The organism is Variovorax pasteuri, from assembly GCF_051216435.1.
Taxonomy (GTDB): domain Bacteria; phylum Pseudomonadota; class Gammaproteobacteria; order Burkholderiales; family Burkholderiaceae_C; genus Variovorax.
Map to the genome: position 1 here is coordinate 257,074 of NZ_JBPJZS010000008.1, position 17,577 is coordinate 274,650.

Consider the following 17,577-nt stretch of genomic DNA (forward strand, 5'->3'; position numbering starts at 1 on the left):
GGTTCAGTCTCAGCTGAAGGACTTGCCTTCGGCCACCAGCTTCTGGATCAGCGGTGCAGGCTGCCAGAACTCGGCGTCGTCGAGCGGGTTCTTCGCAAAGCGCTTCATCGTCTCGGCCACGTTGTACAGGCCGACTTGCGATGCGTAGTGCATCGGGCCGCCGCGCCAGATCGGGAAGCCGTAGCCCGTGAGGTACACCATGTCGATGTCGCCGGACTTCGAGGCGATGCCGTCTTCGAGGATCTGCGCGCCTTCGTTGACCAGCGCGTACACCAGGCGTTGCACGATCTCCTCATCGGAAATCTTGCGCGGCGTGATGCCCAGTTCCTTGCGGTGGTCCTCGATCATCTTGTTGACGAGCTCCGACGGAATCGCGTCGCGCTTGCCGGCCTGGTAGTCGTACCACCCTGCCCCGGTCTTCTGGCCGAAGCGGCCCAGTTCGCAGAGCTTGTCGGCCGTGCGGCTGTACTTCATGTCGGCGCGCTCGGTGGCGCGGCGCTTGCGAATGGCCCAGCCGATGTCGTTGCCGGCCAGGTCGCCCATGCGGAACGGGCCCATGGCAAAGCCGAACTTCTCGATGGCCTTGTCGACCTGCTGCGGCAGCGCGCCTTCGTCCAGCAGAAAGCCCGCCTGGCGCGAGTACTGCTCGATCATGCGGTTGCCGATGAAGCCGTCGCACACGCCGGAGACCACCGCGGTCTTCTTGATCTTCTTGCCAATGGCCATGACCGTGGCCAGCACGTCCTTGCCCGTGGCCTTGCCGCGCACCACTTCGAGCAGCTTCATCACGTTGGCGGGGCTGAAGAAGTGCATGCCGACCACGTCCTGCGGACGGTCGGTGAAGGCGGCGATCTTGTCGACGTCGAGCGTGGATGTGTTCGACGCCAGGATCGCGCCCTTCTTGGCGACGCGGTCGAGCTCCTTGAACACCTTCTCTTTCACGCCCAGCTCTTCGAACACGGCCTCGATGATCAGGTCGGCGTCCTTCAGGTCGTCGTAGCTCAGCGTGGTGCTCAGGAGCGCCATGCGCTGCTCGTACTTGTCCTGCTTGAGCTTGCCCTTCTTGACCTGGGCTTCGTAGTTCTTCTTGATGGTGGCGACGCCACGGTCGAGCGCCTCCTGCTTCATCTCGAGGATCTTGACGGGGATGCCCGCGTTCAGGAAGTTCATCGAGATGCCGCCGCCCATGGTGCCGGCGCCGATGACGCCCACGGCCTTGATGTCGCGCTTGGGCGTGTCTTCGGCCACGTCGGGAATCTTGCTGGCGGCGCGCTCGGCCATGAACAGGTGGCGCAGTGCCAGCGATTCGGGCGTGAACATCAGCGAGGTGAAGATGCGGCGCTCTTCGGCCATGCCGGCGTCGAACTTCAGCTTGGTGGCGGCCTGCACCGCGTCCACGCATTGCAGCGGCGCGGGGTAGTTCTTCGACATGCCGCCGACCATGTTCTTGGCGAACTGGAAGTAGGCGTCGCCTTGCGGGTGCTTGCACGGCAGGTTGCGCACCAGCGGATGCGCTTCACCGGTCTTGCCGGCCACGCTCTTGGCGAAGGCCACGGCCTCTTCGAACACCGATTCGGTCGATGCAGCCAGCCGGTCGAACAGTTTCTGGCCGGGCAGGCTAGCGAGCAGTTCGCTCTTCACGGGCTCGCCGCTGACGATCATGTTCAACGCGGTCTCGACACCGATCACGCGCGGCAGGCGCTGCGTGCCGCCGGCGCCGGGAATGAGGCCCAGCTTGACTTCTGGCAGCGCGACGCTGGTGCCGGGAGCGGCCACGCGGTAGTGGCAACCCAGGGCCAGCTCGAGGCCGCCGCCCATGCACACCGAGTGGATGGCCGCGACGATGGGTTTGGAAGACGCTTCGAGCGCGAGGATCACGCTCAGCAGGTTGGGCTCTTGCAGCGCCTTGGGCGTGCCGAATTCCTTGATGTCCGCACCGCCCGAGAACGCCTTGCCGGCGCCGGTGATGACGATGGCCTTGACGGCGTCGTCGGCATTGGCCTTGGCGAGGCCGTCGGTGATGCCGATGCGCGTCGAGAAGCCGAGACCGTTGACCGGCGGGTTGGTCATGGTGATCACGGCGACATCGCCGAGCACTTTGTATTCAGCCGTCATGCTGCGTTCCTTGGTGTGTGAAGAAAAAGAAGAAAAAGCACGAGTGTTCTTTTTCGGGGGATTCTAGGCTTTTGTCGCGACGCAACAATGGCATGCAGTCGCTGGAGAGACAAGGCCCTCCCTGAGGAGGGCGGGGCTTTCGGGGAACACCGCGGAACCGGCTTTGCCGGGCCGCAGGTGTTGCCCCCTGCAAGGGGGAAGGCGTAGCGACACGAAGTGCGCGAAGCCTGGGGGTTAGCCCTAAACCTCCAGCCACTCCTTGCGCGTTGTGGCGTCTGCGCGCAGGCTGTCGGGCGTGCCGTCGAACACGATGCTGCCGTGGCCCATGACGAGCGCGCGGTCCGAGATCTGCATCGCAATGGTGAGCTTCTGCTCGATCAGCAGCACCGAGATGCCCTTGTCCTTCAGCGTGCGCAAATACTGCCCCACCAGCTCGACGATCTTGGGCGCGAGGCCTTCGGTCGGCTCGTCGATGATGATCAGGTCGGGATCGCCCATGAGCGTGCGGCACAGCGTGAGCATCTGCTGCTCGCCGCCCGACAGCACGCCGGCTTCGGTGTGCTGGCGCTCCTTCAGGCGCGGGAACATGCCGTACATGTCGTCGAACTGCCAGCGGCTGCCCTTGCCCGTGCCCTTCTGCCCCAGCAGCAGGTTCTGGTGCACCGTGAGCTTGGGAAAGATGTCGCGGTTCTCGGGCACGTAGCCGATGCCGAAATGTGCAATTTCGTAGGCCTTGCGGCGCAGGATGTCCTGCCCCTTCCAGTGCAGTCCGCCCTCGGCATGCACCAGGCCCATGATGGCCTTGGCGGTGGTCGAGCGGCCCGAACCATTGCGGCCCAGCAGCGCGACGATCTCGCCGGGGTTCACCTCGAAGGAAACGCCATGCAGCACATGGCTCTTGCCGTAGTAGGCGTGGATGTCTTGAAGCTTCAGCATGTTGTCAGTGTCCTGCCCCTTGCGCATCGGCTACGGATGAGCCCAGATACGCCTCCTGCACGCGCGCATTGGCACGCACGGCCGCAGGCGAATCGAAGGCGATGATCTCGCCGTACACCACCACCGCGATCTTGTCGGCCAGCCCGAACACCACGCCCATGTCGTGCTCCACCGTCAGCAGCGTCTTGCCGACCGTGACGTGCTTGATCAGCGAGATGAAGTGCGAGGTTTCCGTCTTGCTCATGCCGGCCGTGGGCTCGTCCAGCAGGATGACGTTCGCACCGCCCGCGATCGTCACGCCGATTTCCAGCGCGCGCTGCTCGGCGTACGTGAGGTTCACCGCATGCACGTCGCGCTTCTTCTCCAGCCCGATCTGCTTGATGAGTTCCTCGGTGCGCTCGTTGGCGTCGTCCAGGTTCGACAGAAAGCGCAGGAAGGTGTACTTGTAGCCCAGGCTCCACAGCACGCCGCAGCGCAGGTTCTCGAACACGCTCAGCTTCGGAAAGATGTTGGTGATCTGGAAACTGCGCGACAGCCCCATGCGGTTGATTTCGTAGGGCTGCTTGCCGTCGATGCGCTGGCCGTTCAGCAGCACCTCGCCGCTGGTGGGCGCCAGGCGCCCGCTGATCAGGTTGAACAGCGTGGACTTGCCCGCGCCGTTCGGCCCGATGATCGCGATGCGCTCGCCCGCGTTCACCGCCAGGTCGACCCCGCGGATGATGTCGGTCTTGCCGAAGCTCTTGCGCAGACCCTTGAGTTCGAGTGAGTAAGTCATGCCTATGCAACCTCCCGGCGCTTGATCTCGGCTTCGATTTCTTCCTGCGCCTGGCCCCATGCCTTCGCGAAGCGCCTGCGCACCACCTCGAAGATGCCCAGGCCCACCGCCAGCAAGGCCGCCGCGACGACCCAGCTGGTGGCCGACGACGTGTCGAGCTGCAGACCCGCGAACGGCACCATGGGCCCGAGCGCTGCGTTGAGCTGCATGTGATAGATCATCTCGACGATGGCCGCGGCGCCCGCCAGCATGACGGCCGCGCCGATGAACAGGCCCACGTACAGCAGGTAGAAGCGCTTGATCTTGCCGAACAGCGCCACGCGCATGTTCATCATGATCAGGCTGGCCACGCCGCCGGGCGCGAACATCACCATCAGCAGGAACACCAGGCCCACGTACAGCAGCCAGGCCTTGCTCAGCTCCGACAGCAGCACCAGCGCGAACACCAGCAGCGCCGCGCCGATGATCGGCCCGAAGAAGAAGGTCGCACCGCCCAGGAAGGTGAACAGCAGGTAGCTGCCCGAGCGCAGCCCGTTCAGGCTGTCGGCCGCGTTCACGATCTCGAAGTTGATGGCCGCCAGCCCGCCGCCGATGCCCGCGAAGAAGCCCGCGATGATGAAGGCGAAGTAGCGCACGCGCTGCGTGTTGTAGCCGATGAACTCCACGCGCTCCGGGTTGTCGCGCACCGCGTTCAGCATGCGTCCGAGCGGCGTGCCGGTGAAGGCGAACATCAGCGCGGTGCAGATGAAGCAGTACACCGCGATCAGGTAGTACACCTGGTTCTGCGGCCCGAAGGTGATGCCGAAGAACGAAGCGCCGTACACGCGGTTGGTGGTGATGCCGCCCTCGCCGCCGAAGAAGCTGGGGAACATCAGCGCCATGGCGGCGACCAGCTCGCCGAGGCCGAGCGTGATCATCGCGAAGGTGGTGCCCGACTTCTTGGTCGACACATAGCCGAACACCATGGCGAAGAACATGCCGCCCAAGCCGCCCACGAGCGGAATGAGCACCAGCGGAATCGGCAGCTTGCCGGCGCTGGCCAAGTTCATGGTGTGGATGGCGATGAACGAGCCCAGGCCCACGTACACCGCATGCCCGAAGCTGAGCATGCCGCCCTGCCCCAGCAGGATGTTGTAGCTCAGGCAGATGATGATCAGGTAGCCGATCTGCGACAGCATGGTGAGCGCCAGGCTGCTCTTGAAGAGCATCGGCGCCACGATCAGCAGCAGCGCGAACAGCGACCAGATCAGGATGCGGCCGATGTTCAGCGGCTTGAAGCGGTAGTACTTCTTCTGCGAGGTGCCGGTGCCGGTGGTCGCGGGGGTGGTTGTGGTTGCGGTGGTCATGGCGTCAGTCCTCCCGGGTGCCAAGGAGGCCCTTGGGGCGGAAGATGAGGATCAGCACCAGGAACAGGTACGGCAGGATGGGCGCGACCTGCGAGATCGTGAGCTTGAGCAGCTCGTAGCCGAAGGTCTGGTCCGTCACCGCCATGCCGAACCACTGCAGCGCGCCCGCGAGCGACTGGTCCATGGCCACGGCGAAGGTCTGCACCACGCCGATGATCAGCGAGGCCAGGAAGGCGCCCGCCAGCGACCCCATGCCGCCGACCACCACCACCACGAAGATGATGGAGCCGACCGAGCCCGCCATGGCCGGCTCGGTGACGTAGGTGTTGCCGCCGACCACGCCGGCCAGGCCCGCCAGCGCGGCACCGCCGCCGAACACCATCATGAACACGCGCGGCACGTTGTGGCCCAGCGCCTCGACCATGTCGGGGTGCTTGAGCGCCGCCTGGATCACCAGGCCGATGCGCGTGCGCGTGAGCAGCAGCCACACAGACACCAGCATCAGCACGGCCACCAGCATGATGAACGAACGCGACTTGGGGAACTGCGTGCCGTAGAGCGTGAAGAGCGGACCCTGCAGCGCCTGCGGCAGGCCGTAGGGCACCGTGGAGCGGCCCCACACCAGCTGCACCAGTTCGAGAATGAGGTACGAAAGGCCGAAGGTCACCAGCAGCTCGGGCACGTGGCCGAACTTGTGAACGCGGCGCAGGCAGTAGCGCTCGAAGGCCGCGCCCAGCGCGAACACCAGCAGCGGTGCGATGAACAGCGCCGGCCAGAAGCCCAGCACGCCCGAGATCGTGTAGGCGAAGTAGGCGCCCAGCATGTAGAAGCTGGCGTGTGCGAAGTTGAGCACACCCATCATGCTGAAGATCAGCGTGAGGCCGGAGCTCAGCATGAACAACAGCAAGCCGTAGCTCACGCCGTTGAGCAGCGAGATGACGAAGAATTCGACGTTCATCGGTCTTTCGTGTCAGGTGAAAAAAGAAAAAGGCCCGAGTGTTGAAGTCGGGCCTCGACCGCGTTGGCGCTTTCCGGAGCTCAGTGAGTCAGGACTCGGGAGGTCAGGAAGGACGCTTCATCTGGCACGACGTGGGCGTGCTCGCCACGTAGGCGTCGTAGTACTTCACAGGCGCCAGCGTGTAGCCGGTGTTCTCGGGGCTGTACGGGTACTTGGCGCTGGCCTTCTCCCACTTGGTGATGTACAGGCCTTGCTGCAGCTGGTGGTCGGTCTTGCGCAGCTCGACGTCGCCGTTGAAGCTCTTGAACTTCAGCCCTTCCATGGCGGCGGCCACCTTGACGGGGTCGGTCGACTTGGTCTTCACGAAGGCTTCGGTCAGTGCCTGGAACACGGTGTACACGTCGGTGGTGTAGAGGTCGTCGTTGAACTTCTTCTTGAAGTCGTCGGCGTACTTCTGCATGTCGCCGCCCATGTTGTAGTGCGCGTAGCCGACCTGGTACACCTTGCCGTCGGACGCCGCGCCCATGGCGGTGGGCGTGCCGGTGGTCACGGCGTAGTAGGTCAGGAACTTGACGTTCAGGCCCGAGTCGTTGGCCGCCTTGATGAGCAGTGCCAGGTCGGAGCCCCAGTTGCCGGTGATGACGGTGTCGGCGCCCGAGGCCTTGATCTTGGCGATGTAGGGCGAGAAGTCGCGCACCTGCGCGAGCGGGTGCAGGTCGTCGCCCACGATCTGGATGTCGGGGCGCTTGACCTTCAGGTCTTCCTTGGCGAACTTGGAGACCTGCTGGCCGTGCGAGTAGTTCTGGCCGATGACGTAGACCTTCTTGATCTCCGGCTGGTCCTTCATCCAGGTGGTCAGCGCTTCCATCTTCATCGACGTGTCGGCGTCGAAGCGGAACTGCCAGTAGCTGCACTTGGCGTTGGTCAGCTCGGGGTCGACCGCGGCGTAGTTCAGGTACAGCGCTTCCTTGCCGGGGTTGCGCGCGTTGTTCTTCTCGAGCGCATCGATGATGGCCAGCGCCGGGCCGGAGCCGTTGCCCTGCACGATGTAGCGCGCGCCCTGGTCGAGCGCCGAGCGCAGCGCGCTGGTGGTCTCCTGCGGGCTGAGCTTGTTGTCGATGCCGATGATCTCGAACTTCACGCCCGCCGCGTTCTTCTTGTTGAACTCTTCGGCGAAGAACTGGAAGGTCTTGAGCTGGTTGGTGCCCACCGCGGCCATCAGGCCGGACAGAGGGTCGAGCCATGCGATCTTGACGGTTTCACCCTTCTGGGCGAGGGCACCGGTGGCGGTGGCCGCAATGACGGCAGCGGCAGCGATTTTCAGAGCGAACTTCAATCTATATCTCCTGGTCAAACCGAATCAGAACCGAATCAAAACGCAACACGAGCGTACAAGCGTTCCCAGCCCCTCCCCTCAGGGAATGCCCGTAAGAGGGTGGCCTCGAAGGCCCGTTTCTATCGCGCAGGCGACACCGCGTTCACCCAATTTGCTACCCGTTGGTAGCTCCTTGCTACCAACGGGTAGGAATTTGCTCGACGACCTTGAACAACGGGGCTCAGGGGCGCTTCATCTGGCACGTGGTGGGCGTGCTGGCCACGTACGACTCGTAGTACTTCACCGGCACATTGGTGTAGCCGGTGTTCTCCGCGTCGTACGGGTACTTGGCGCTGGCCTTTTCCCAACGCGAGATGTACAGGCCCTGCTGCAGCTGGTGGTCGGTCTTGCGCATCTCGACCTCGCCGTTGAAGCTCTTGATCTTCATGCCTTCGAGCGCCGCGGCCACCTTCACGGGGTCGGTCGACTTGGTCTTGGCAAAGGCGGCGTCGAGCAGCGCGAACACGTGGTAGATCGAGGCCTGCGTCAGGTCGTCGTTCATGCGCTTCTTGTAGCCGGCGAGCAGCTGCTGGATCTCGCCGCCCATGTTGTAGTGGGCGTAGGCCACGGTGTAGACCTTGCCGTCGGACGTGGCGCCCATGGCCGTGGGCGTGCCCGCGCCCGGCGCGTAGTAGGTCAGGAACTTGACGTTCAGGCCCGAGTCGTTGGCCGCCTTGATGAGCAGCGACAGGTCGGAGCCCCAGTTGCCGGTAATGACGGTGTCGGCACCCGAGGCCTTGATCTTGGCGATGTAAGGCGAGAAGTCGCGCACCTGCGCAAGCGGGTGCAGGTCTTCGCCCACGATCTGGATGTCGGGGCGCTTGACCTTCAGGTCTTCCTTGGCGTACTTGGCCACCTGCACGCCGTGGGCATAGTTCTGCCCGAGCAGGTAGACCTTCTTGATGTCGGGCTGGTCCTTCATCCAGGCGGTGAGCGCCTCCATCTTCATGGAGGTGTCGGCGTCCACGCGGAAGTGCCAGTAGCTGCACTTGCTGTTGGTCAGGTCGGGGTCGACCGCCGCGTAGTTCATGAACAGCAACTCCTTGCCGGGGTTGCGCGAGTTGTTCTTCTCGATGGCGTCGATGATGGCCAGCGCCGGGCCGGAGCCGTTGCCCTGCATGATGTAGCGCGCACCCTGGTCCTGCGCGGAACGCAGCGCCGCGGTGGTCTCCTGCGGGCTGAGCTTGTTGTCGATGCCGATGACCTCGAACTTCACGCCCGACTGGTTCTTCTTGTTGAACTCTTCAGCAAGGAATTGCGTGGTCTTGAGCTGGTTGGTGCCCACCGCGGCCATGAGGCCCGAGAGCGGGTCGATCCAGGCAATCTTGACGGTCTCGCCCTTTTGAGCGAATGTGGCGGTAACGCACACCAGCATTGCGCAGGCAGCTACTGACTTGATAGCAATTTGCATGAAGAGTCTCCAGTTTTGTTAGGCGGATGCCAGCGTACAAGCGCCCTTTTTTTCACCGCACAGGGATTGCCCGGAAGAAAAGCCGCGGGGGCGGCTTTCCTATCGCGTGCGCGACAGTGCAGCAGGGCTTGGCCTGCGGGTTCAGAGGGTGGGAAGCTTGTAGTCCTTCAGCAGCTCGCGCAGCCGCGTCTTCAGAATCTTCCCGGTGGCGCCGATCGGAATGGCTTCGACGAACACCACGTCGTCGGGAATCTGCCACTTGGCGGTCTTGCCTTCGTAGAACTTCAGCAGTTCGTCGCGGCTGACCTCGCCGCCGGGCTTCTTCGCCACGGCAATGATCGGCCGCTCGTCCCACTTGGGGTGGAACACGCCGATGCACGCTGCCATGGCCACGGCCGGGTGCGCCACGGCGATGTTCTCGATGTCGATGGAGCTGATCCACTCGCCGCCGGACTTGATCACGTCCTTGCTGCGGTCGGTGATCTGCAGGTAGCCCTCGGCGTCGATGGTGGCCACGTCGCCGGTGGGGAACCAGCCGCGGCCCTGCGCATCGGGAACGAGCGGGTCGCCGCCCTCCCCCTTGAAGTATTCCTTCACGATCCACGGGCCCTTGACCAGCAGGTCGCCGGGCGTCTTGCCGTCCCACGGCAGCTCGGCGCCGTCGCTGTCGACGATCTTCATGTCCACGCCGAAGATGGCACGCCCCTGCTTCATGCGGATCTGCAGCTGCGCGTCGGGCGGCAGCGACAGGTGCTTGTTCTTCAGCGTGCACAGCGTGCCCAGCGGGCTCATCTCGGTCATGCCCCAGGCGTGCAGCACCTCGACGTTGAAGAGTTCCTGGAACGCCGTGATCATGGCCGGCGGGCAGGCCGAGCCGCCGATGACGGTGCGGTTGAGCTTGCTGAACTTCAGGCCGTGCGCCTGCATGTGGCCCAGCAGCATCTGCCACACGGTGGGCACGCCGGCGGCGAAGGTCACGCCTTCGGCCTCGATCAGTTCGTACACCGACTTGCCGTCCAGCGCCGGGCCGGGGAACACGAGCTTGCAGCCGACCAGCGCGGCCGAGTACGGAATGCCCCACGCGTTGACATGGAACATGGGCACCACCGGCAGCACCGAGTCCTGTGCCGACAGGCGCATGACGTCGGGCAGCGCGGCCGCGTAAGCATGCAGCATCGTGGAGCGGTGGCTGTAGAGCGCGGCCTTGGGGTTGCCCGTGGTGCCGCTCGTGTAGCACATGCTCGAGGCCGAGTTCTCGTCGAAGGTGGGCCATTCGTAGTCGGTGGGCTGCGCGCCCATCCAGCTTTCGTAGCTCACGAGGTTGGGCACGCCGCTGTCTGCAGGCAGCTTGTCGGCGTCGCACAGCGCCACCCATTTGCGGATGGCCGGGCACTTGGCGTGCACGGCCTGCACCAGCGGCAGGAAGCTCAGGTCGAAGCACAGGATCTGGTCTTCGGCGTGGTTGGCGATCCACGCGATCTGGTCGGGGTGCAGGCGCGGGTTGATGGTGTGCAGCACGCGGCCGCTGCCGCTCACGCCGTAGTACAGCTCCAGGTGGCGGTAGCCGTTCCAGGCCAGCGTGGCGATGCGGTCGCTGAACAGCAGTTGCTCGCCGTCCAGCGCGTTGGCCACCTGCCTGGCACGCGATGCGATGTCGCTCCATGTGCAGCGGTGAATGTCGCCCTCGACACGGCGCGAGACGATCTCGCCGTCGCCGTTGTGGCGCTCGACGAACTCGATCAGCGACGAGATCAAAAGCGGTTGGTCTTGCATCAAACCCAGCATCTACGGACTCCTGAAAGAAATGACTTCATGAAAACTTGGCGATCAATGGATTCACGCAAGCTTCGGCCACTTCCACAATGACACAAACCCGCACTGCACGATTGAACGAAGCGGCTCACTCCACGCCGTTCTGCAGCGCCGTGGGCGTGGCGTCGAACAGCAGCTTCGACGGCCAGGGCGCCCAGGTTGCACCAAGTTCGGGCGTATTCGGGTCGCCCTTGCGCATGAAGGCGCCGATGCTGGCCATCACGGCGCCCGACAGCGCCAGGCGCCCCTTCTCGTTGGCCTTGCCGCCGATGGTGTTGGAGAGCACCGACGGCCCGAAATTGCCGAACACGAACGGCAGGTCGAACGCATGCGCCGCGCCGTACACCTCGTTCCAGGGGTAGGCCTCCTGCGCCCAGTCGAGCCGGTAGCTCCACAGGTTGGACTGGCGCGTCTTCATGGTGTCGAGCAGGTTGTCGCGGTTGGCTTCGAACAGCAGGCTGGTGACGAGCCGGGTCTTCGCGTTGTAGCCCGTGACGGCGGTACCTACCGGCAGGTAGGACGCATCGATGATGTCGCCCGAGGTGAGCGTCTGCGCGGCCGCATCGGGGTTGAAGTTCATCATCAGCGTGAGGCGCGCCGCGTCGTCGATCTTCCAGCCCGGGTTGCCGCCGAACAGCGGCAGCAAGGATGCGAACAGCTTGCCCTCCTCGCGCGTGTTGCCCGCGATGGTCGGCACCTTCACGTACTGGTCGGCGGCGATGGCGTCGATCGGGTTCAGGGGTATCACCGTGCCGTCGGGAATGGGCGCCACTGCGCTCAGCCCGGCGTTCAGCACCGCGGTCAGCAGCGCCCCGCCCTCCTTCGCGCGCAGGTAGGCGGCAATCTGGGCCGGTGTGCGCGAGGCGATGTAGGTGGCGGCGGCCCCGGCATTGGCCGCGGTGCCATCGGCCACGAGCAGGCTCTTCAGAATGCCGTCGCCCTGCGCGAGCGACACCGAAGCCGGGTTCAGCGCCGGCGACGCGCCGGGCTTGCCCACGAGGTTGCTCGCCATGGAAATGCCGCCGCTCATTTCGATGACCTTGTGGAACAGGCCCTTGGCCATCGGCGAGGTCATGATGGCCAGCAGGTTGGTGGCGCCTGCCGATTCGCCCGACAGCGTGACGTTGCCCGGGTCGCCGCCGAAGGCGGCCACGTTGTTCTGGATGAAGCGCAGCGCGGCCATGTTGTCGAGCAGCGCGAAGTTGCCCGAGTCGTCGCCCGCGGTGCCGCCGGGGCGCAGCTGCGGCACGTTCAAAAAGCCCAGCACGCCGAGCCGGTAGCTGGCGGTGATGACCACCGCGTTGGCGGCCTTGGCCAGCTTCGCGCCGTCGTACAGCGGATCGGCCGTGTAGCCGGAGATGTTGCTGCCACCGTGCACGAACAGCAGCACCGGCAGCTTCTTGTCGGGGGTGGCCGGGCGCCACACGTTGACGAACAGGCAGTCTTCGCTGCCGAGCGGCTTGCCCAGCGTGGAAACGATGGTGGCGTCGTAGGTGTTGTTGGCGCCGGGGCCGAAGATGCGGCCGATCTGCAGGCAGGCCGCGCCGAAGGTCTTCGCCGCGCGAATCCCGCTCCAGGCCTCGGGCTCGACCGGGGCGCGCCAGCGCAGCTCGCCGGACGGCGCCTTGGCAAAGGGCACGCCCTTCCAGAACCAGGTGCCCGAAGCGGCGCTGTCGTCCACGCCTTCGATCTTGCCGGCCGTGGTCTGGCGGACCATGGGGCCGTCGGCCGCGGGCTCGGGTGGGGGCGCAGGGGCCGGCGCGGGCGCACTCGGCAGAAAGGCGAAGCCGGTCGAGCCCGACGATCCGCCGCCGCAGGCCGCGAGGGCTGCCGTTGCCGCCACGATGGCGAGGGCCCTGGCCACCGCCGCCTTTACTGCCGCGCCCTGGTCCTGTGCTGCTGCCGCTGTCTTCATGTTTTGTCTCCACACCGGGTTAATCGGAATTCCTGGCTCGGTGCGCGGCGGCCATACTGGAATTCGACCGGGCCGCCGCGCACCAAAAAATTCTAGAAACGGGCGCCGTTTTCACCGCTATCGCAAGCGAGCCAAATCAATGACTTCAGAAGCCTCCACGTCGCGCCCCGTGCGCCGGCCGTCGCGCCGCCCCGGCTGCACGCAGCCGGAGCTGCGCACCAGCTCGGCGGCGTGGCTCGAAGGCGTGCTGTCGATGTTCGAGGCCGAGGGGCTGGACGTGCCCCAGCTGCTGCGCGACGCCGGCTTCGACCCCGATTCGCTGCACCGGCAGAACGCCCGCATCCCGGTCGACGAGATCACCGTGCTGTGGCAACTCGCCGTGGCGCGCGCCGGCAAGGCCACGCTGGGGCTGCACCGCGACTTCGCCTCCACGCACAGCAAGCTGGGCACGGTCGGCCATGCCATGGCCTGCAGCCCCGACCTGGGCGCGGCGCTCGCGCGGCTGGCCCGCTACATGGCGGTGATCTCGGACGCGACGGCCTTCTCGCTGCAGGCCGACGCGCGCGGCTGCTGGCTGGTCATGGAACACACCGGCGGCAGCCTGCCCATTCCGCGGCAGCGCGTGGAGTTCGCATTGCTCACCACGCTCATGCAGTGCCGCTGGCTCACGCGGCGCGACGTGCAGCCACTCGCCATGGAGTTCGTCTATCCCGCGCCCGCCAGCGACCGGCTGCACCGCGAGGCCTTCGGCTGCGACGTGCGCTTCAACGCCGCGGCCAACCGCCTGCTGGTTTCCGCCGCCGACATGGCCATGCCGCTGCCCACCGCGCATCCGGTGCTCGGCGAGATGCAGGAGCACCTGCTCGACGACCAGCTCACCCTGCTGGGCCAGACCACCACCAGCAGCCTCGTGTGCGCCGAGATCGCGCGCCGGCTGCAGCACGGCGAGCCGCGCCGCCAGGACGTGGCCTCGGGCCTGGGACTGGCCGAGCGCACCCTGCAGCGCCGATTGCAGGAAGAGTCGGAGTCGTTCCAGTCGCTGCTCGACCGCACCCGCCGCGAACTGGCGCAGCAGTACCTGGCGGAAGACCGCCACACGCTGACCGACGTGGCCGACATGCTGGGCTTCGTGGACAGCAGCAACTTCTTTCGCGCCTGCAAGCGCTGGTTCGGCGTTCCGCCGGCGCAGTACCGGGCGCGCATCTGGCACGGCCCGGCGGCGCTGGCCGCCTGAGCGATCGAACCGGGCGCGGGCCCCGATGGCCCGTTCGGCCAGGGGTTTCGTGCTCTGCCGGACAATCCGGGCATGAGCTTGCTTGCTGAAGACACCGAGGTCGCGGACCTGGGACTGCGCTGGAAACCCGGCTTTTCGACCCTGGGCCCCGCGTTTTTCACCGAACTGCGGCCCACGCCCCTGCCCGATCCGTACTGGGTGTGCCGCAGCGACGCCGTGGCGCGCGATCTGGGTCTGCCGGCCGACTGGCACTCATCGGCCAGCACCCTGTCGGCCCTGACCGGCAGCCTGCCCATCGCCGGCACCCGCCCTTTCTCCACCGTCTACAGCGGCCACCAGTTCGGCGTGTGGGCCGGCCAGCTGGGCGACGGCCGCGCCATCATGATCGGCGAGACCGAAGCCGGCCTCGAACTGCAGCTCAAGGGCGCGGGCCGCACGCCCTACTCGCGCGGCGGCGACGGCCGCGCCGTGCTGCGTTCCAGCATCCGCGAATTCCTCTGCAGCGAGGCCATGCACGGCCTCGGCATTCCGACCACGCGCGCGCTGTGCGTGACCGGGTCGGACGCGCGCGTGCGGCGCGAAGAGCTCGAAAGCGCGGCGGTCGTCGCGCGCGTGGCGCCCAGTTTCATCCGCTTCGGCCATTTCGAGCACTTTGCGGCCAACCAGCGAGAAGACGAGTTGCGCGCGCTGGTCGACTATGTCATCGACCGCTACTACCCCGCATGCCGCACCACCGAACGCTTCGGCGGCAACGCCTACGCCGCGTTCCTGGAAGCCGTGAGCGAACGCACCGCCGCACTGCTCGCGCAATGGCAGGCCGTGGGCTTCTGCCACGGGGTGATGAACACCGACAACATGAGCATCCTCGGGCTCACCATCGACTACGGCCCGTTCCAGTTCCTCGACGGCTTCGACCCGCGCCACATCTGCAACCACAGCGACACCAGCGGGCGCTACGCCTTCAACCAGCAGCCCAACGTGGCGTACTGGAACCTGTTCTGCCTGGCGCAGGCGCTGCTGCCGCTGATCGGCGAGCAGGAGGTGGCCGTGGCCGCGCTGGAGTCTTACAAGACGGTGTTTCCCACCGAATTCGAAGGCCGCATGCGCGCCAAGCTGGGCCTGGCCGATGCGGCCGAAGGCGACCGCGCGCTCATCGAGGGCGTGCTCAAGCTGCTGGCCGCGGGCAAGGTCGACTACACGATCTTCTGGCGCCGGCTGTCCGACCACATGGCCGACGGCAACGTCGAACCGGTGCGCGACCTGTTCCTGGACCGCGAGGGCTTCGACGCGTGGATGCTATCGTTTTCAGAGCACCACACGACCACTGGGCGCGCGCAAGCGGCCGATTCGATGCTCAAGTCGAACCCCAAGTTCGTGCTGCGGAACCACCTGGGTCAGCAAGCCATCGAAGCAAGTCAGCAAAAGGACCACTCGGGTGTGGCAACCTTGCTGACCCTGCTGGAAACCCCCTTTGAAGAACATGCCGGCGCCGACGCCTATGCCGGCTTCCCGCCCGACTGGGCCTCCACGATTGAAATCAGCTGCTCCTCATGACCGCTCCCGTTGAAAAGACCGATGCCGAATGGAAAGCCCTGCTCGCTGAAAAAGGGGCCGAGCCGGCCGCCTTCGAGGTGACGCGCCACGCCGCCACCGAACGCCCCTTCACCGGCAAATACGAAGCGCACTGGGACGACGGCACCTACCACTGCGTGTGCTGCGGTGCCAAGCTGTTCGAGTCGGCCACCAAGTTCGACGCGGGCTGCGGCTGGCCCAGCTTCTCCGAAGAAGCCGTGCCCGGCGCCATCCGGAACATCGTCGACCGCTCGCACGGCATGGTGCGCACCGAGAACGTCTGCGCCAACTGCGGCGCCCACCTGGGCCACGTGTTCCCCGACGGACCCACGGAAACCGGCCTGCGCTACTGCATGAACTCGGCTTCGCTCGACTTCCAGAAAAAATGAAACTGCTCCTCGACTTCTTCCCGATCCTGCTGTTCTTCGTCGCCTACAAGCTGGGCGACATCTACACCGCCACCGGCGTGCTGATGGCCGCCACCGTGGCGCAGATGGCCATCATCTACGCCATGGAGCGCAAGCTGCAGGCCATGCAGAAGGCCACGCTGGTGCTGATCCTGCTGTTCGGCACGCTCACGCTGGTGCTGCACGACGACCGCTTCATCAAGTGGAAGCCGACGGTGCTGTACGGTGCGATGGCCATCGCGCTGGCGGTGGCGCTCTGGGCGCTGAAGAAGAACTTCCTGAAGATGCTGCTGGGCCAGCAGCTGGAGTTGCCCGAGCGCGTCTGGGGCCGGCTCAACGTGGCGTGGATCGGCTACTGCCTGTTCATGGCGCTCATCAACGGCTACGTGGCGGCGTACTTCACGACCGAGGCCTGGGTCAACTTCAAGCTCTGGGGCTATGCGTTTCCCATCGTCTTCCTGGTGGCGCAGGGCCTGTACATCGCGCCCCACCTGAAAGAAGACAAGCCCACCGCATGACGACCAGCATGACCATCCCCCTGCCGACGGTGGCAGCCCTCGAAGCCGCGCTGCGCGACGCACTGGCGCCGACGCAGCTCGAGGTGATAGACGAAAGCGCCGCGCACGCGGGCCATTCGGGTGCCAATGCGGAGGGCTTCGGCACGCATTTCCGGGTGCGCATCGCCTCCCCGGCGTTCGACGGAAAGCCCCGCGTGGCGCGGCATCGGCTTGTGTATGATGCCCTCCAGGTTTTTATCGCACAGGGTCTGCACGCCATCGCCATCGAGGTGCTCTGAGTCTTTCCACGGAAACGCACACCGGATGTGCCGTGATTCCGGGCTCCCCTTCTTTGCCGCTCTTCCGTCCCTCTCCGCTTTCTTTCACGCGCGTTTTCCTACACGCGCATTTCCTTCCCAGCTCGATATTCATTCCATGAAAAAACAAATCTTGCAGGCCGTCGCGGCCGCAGTGCTGCTCGGTGCCACGTCCATGTCGGCTCTGGCGCAGAACGCAGCCATCGTGAACGGCAAGCCGGTGCCCAAGGCCCGCATGGACGTTCTGGCGCAGCAACTGGCAGCCGCAGGCCGCCCGGTGACGCCTGAAATGCAGAGCCAGCTGCGCGAGGAAATCGTGGCGCGCGAAGTGTTCATGCAGGAAGCGCAGAAGCAGGGCCTCGACGCCAACGAGGACTACAAGAACCAGCTCGAACTTGCACGCCAGGCCATCCTGATCCGCGCGCTGTTCGAGAACTACCGCAAGACCAACCCCGTGTCGGACGCCGACGTGAAGGCCGAGTACGACAAGTTCGTGGCGGCCAACGGCGGCAAGGAATACAAGGCGCGCCACATCCTGGTGGAAACCGAGGACCAGGCCAAGAAGATCATGGCCGACCTGAAGAAGGGCGCCAAGTTCGAAGACATCGCCAAGAAGCAGAGCAAGGACCCGGGTTCGGGCGCCAACGGCGGCGACCTCGACTGGGCCAACCCCGCCAGCTTCGTGCCCGAGTTCTCGGAAGCCATGATCAAGCTCAAGAAGGGCGAGACCACCCCGGCGCCCATCAAGACCCAGTTCGGCTATCACATCATCCGCGTGGACGACATCCGCCAGGCACAACTGCCGAAGCTGGAAGAAGTGAAGCCGCAGATCACGCAGCAGCTGCAACAGCAGCGCCTGCAGAAGTACCAGGAAGACCTGCGCGCGAAGGCGAAGGTCGAGTAAGCC

At 65.4% G+C, this 17,577-nt stretch carries 15 protein-coding genes; 6 read left to right on the top strand and 9 right to left on the bottom strand.

The window, feature by feature from the left end; genetic code table 11:
* Window positions 1-9 precede the first annotated feature (9 nt).
* From ACSFBM_RS26160 to ACSFBM_RS26200, 9 genes are all read right to left on the bottom strand, one after another.
* Window positions 10-2,115, bottom strand: a complete 2,106-nt coding sequence (locus ACSFBM_RS26160; RefSeq protein ID WP_435487015.1) for a 3-hydroxyacyl-CoA dehydrogenase NAD-binding domain-containing protein — start codon at window positions 2,113-2,115, stop codon at window positions 10-12.
* A 240-nt stretch (window positions 2,116-2,355) separates the two neighbouring features.
* Complete coding sequence (locus ACSFBM_RS26165) at window positions 2,356-3,051, bottom strand: ABC transporter ATP-binding protein (protein ID WP_435487016.1); 696 nt, start codon at window positions 3,049-3,051, stop codon at window positions 2,356-2,358.
* A 4-nt stretch (window positions 3,052-3,055) separates the two neighbouring features.
* Complete coding sequence (locus tag ACSFBM_RS26170) at window positions 3,056-3,826, bottom strand: ABC transporter ATP-binding protein (protein WP_435440303.1); 771 nt, start codon at window positions 3,824-3,826, stop codon at window positions 3,056-3,058.
* A 2-nt stretch (window positions 3,827-3,828) separates the two neighbouring features.
* Window positions 3,829-5,172 (bottom strand): branched-chain amino acid ABC transporter permease, encoded by a 1,344-nt coding sequence (locus tag ACSFBM_RS26175; protein ID WP_435487017.1) that lies wholly within the window; start codon window positions 5,170-5,172, stop codon window positions 3,829-3,831.
* A 4-nt stretch (window positions 5,173-5,176) separates the two neighbouring features.
* Complete coding sequence (locus ACSFBM_RS26180) at window positions 5,177-6,130, bottom strand: branched-chain amino acid ABC transporter permease (RefSeq protein WP_435487018.1); 954 nt, start codon at window positions 6,128-6,130, stop codon at window positions 5,177-5,179.
* A 103-nt stretch (window positions 6,131-6,233) separates the two neighbouring features.
* The gene (locus ACSFBM_RS26185; RefSeq protein ID WP_435487019.1) at window positions 6,234-7,466 is read right to left on the bottom strand and encodes a branched-chain amino acid ABC transporter substrate-binding protein; all 1,233 of its coding nucleotides are present in this window, start codon (window positions 7,464-7,466) and stop codon (window positions 6,234-6,236) included.
* A gap of 220 nt (window positions 7,467-7,686) precedes the next feature.
* On the bottom strand, window positions 7,687-8,916 hold the full coding sequence (locus ACSFBM_RS26190; RefSeq protein WP_435440307.1) for a branched-chain amino acid ABC transporter substrate-binding protein: 1,230 nt from the start codon (window positions 8,914-8,916) through the stop codon (window positions 7,687-7,689).
* A gap of 141 nt (window positions 8,917-9,057) precedes the next feature.
* Window positions 9,058-10,701, bottom strand: a complete 1,644-nt coding sequence (locus tag ACSFBM_RS26195; RefSeq protein WP_435487020.1) for a 3-(methylthio)propionyl-CoA ligase — start codon at window positions 10,699-10,701, stop codon at window positions 9,058-9,060.
* 115 nt (window positions 10,702-10,816) lie between these two features.
* Window positions 10,817-12,643, bottom strand: a complete 1,827-nt coding sequence (locus ACSFBM_RS26200; RefSeq protein ID WP_435487021.1) for a carboxylesterase/lipase family protein — start codon at window positions 12,641-12,643, stop codon at window positions 10,817-10,819.
* Between the two features lie 139 nt (window positions 12,644-12,782).
* Here ACSFBM_RS26200 and ACSFBM_RS26205 point away from each other — a divergent pair, with 139 nt between their 5' ends.
* The 6 genes from ACSFBM_RS26205 (at window position 12,783) to ACSFBM_RS26230 (ending at window position 17,574) form a co-directional block, all read left to right on the top strand.
* On the top strand, window positions 12,783-13,877 hold the full coding sequence (locus tag ACSFBM_RS26205; RefSeq protein ID WP_435487022.1) for an AraC family transcriptional regulator: 1,095 nt from the start codon (window positions 12,783-12,785) through the stop codon (window positions 13,875-13,877).
* Between the two features lie 72 nt (window positions 13,878-13,949).
* A complete protein-coding gene (locus ACSFBM_RS26210; RefSeq protein WP_435487023.1) occupies window positions 13,950-15,431 on the top strand; it encodes a protein adenylyltransferase SelO in 1,482 nt (493 codons plus the stop codon).
* Window positions 15,428-15,838 carry a peptide-methionine (R)-S-oxide reductase MsrB gene (msrB, locus tag ACSFBM_RS26215; RefSeq protein WP_435440312.1) on the top strand — a complete coding sequence of 137 codons (411 nt, stop codon included), beginning with the start codon at window positions 15,428-15,430 and terminating at the stop codon, window positions 15,836-15,838. The genes ACSFBM_RS26210 and msrB overlap by 4 nt, the downstream gene beginning before the upstream one ends.
* Window positions 15,835-16,374, top strand: coding sequence for a septation protein A (locus ACSFBM_RS26220; protein WP_435440313.1), 540 nt, complete (start codon window positions 15,835-15,837; stop codon window positions 16,372-16,374). Before msrB ends, ACSFBM_RS26220 begins: the two co-directional genes overlap by 4 nt.
* Window positions 16,371-16,652 (top strand): BolA family protein, encoded by a 282-nt coding sequence (locus tag ACSFBM_RS26225; RefSeq protein WP_435487024.1) that lies wholly within the window; start codon window positions 16,371-16,373, stop codon window positions 16,650-16,652. Before ACSFBM_RS26220 ends, ACSFBM_RS26225 begins: the two co-directional genes overlap by 4 nt.
* 136 nt (window positions 16,653-16,788) lie before the next feature.
* Window positions 16,789-17,574, top strand: a complete 786-nt coding sequence (locus ACSFBM_RS26230; RefSeq protein WP_435440315.1) for a peptidylprolyl isomerase — start codon at window positions 16,789-16,791, stop codon at window positions 17,572-17,574.
* Window positions 17,575-17,577: the final 3 nt, after the last annotated feature.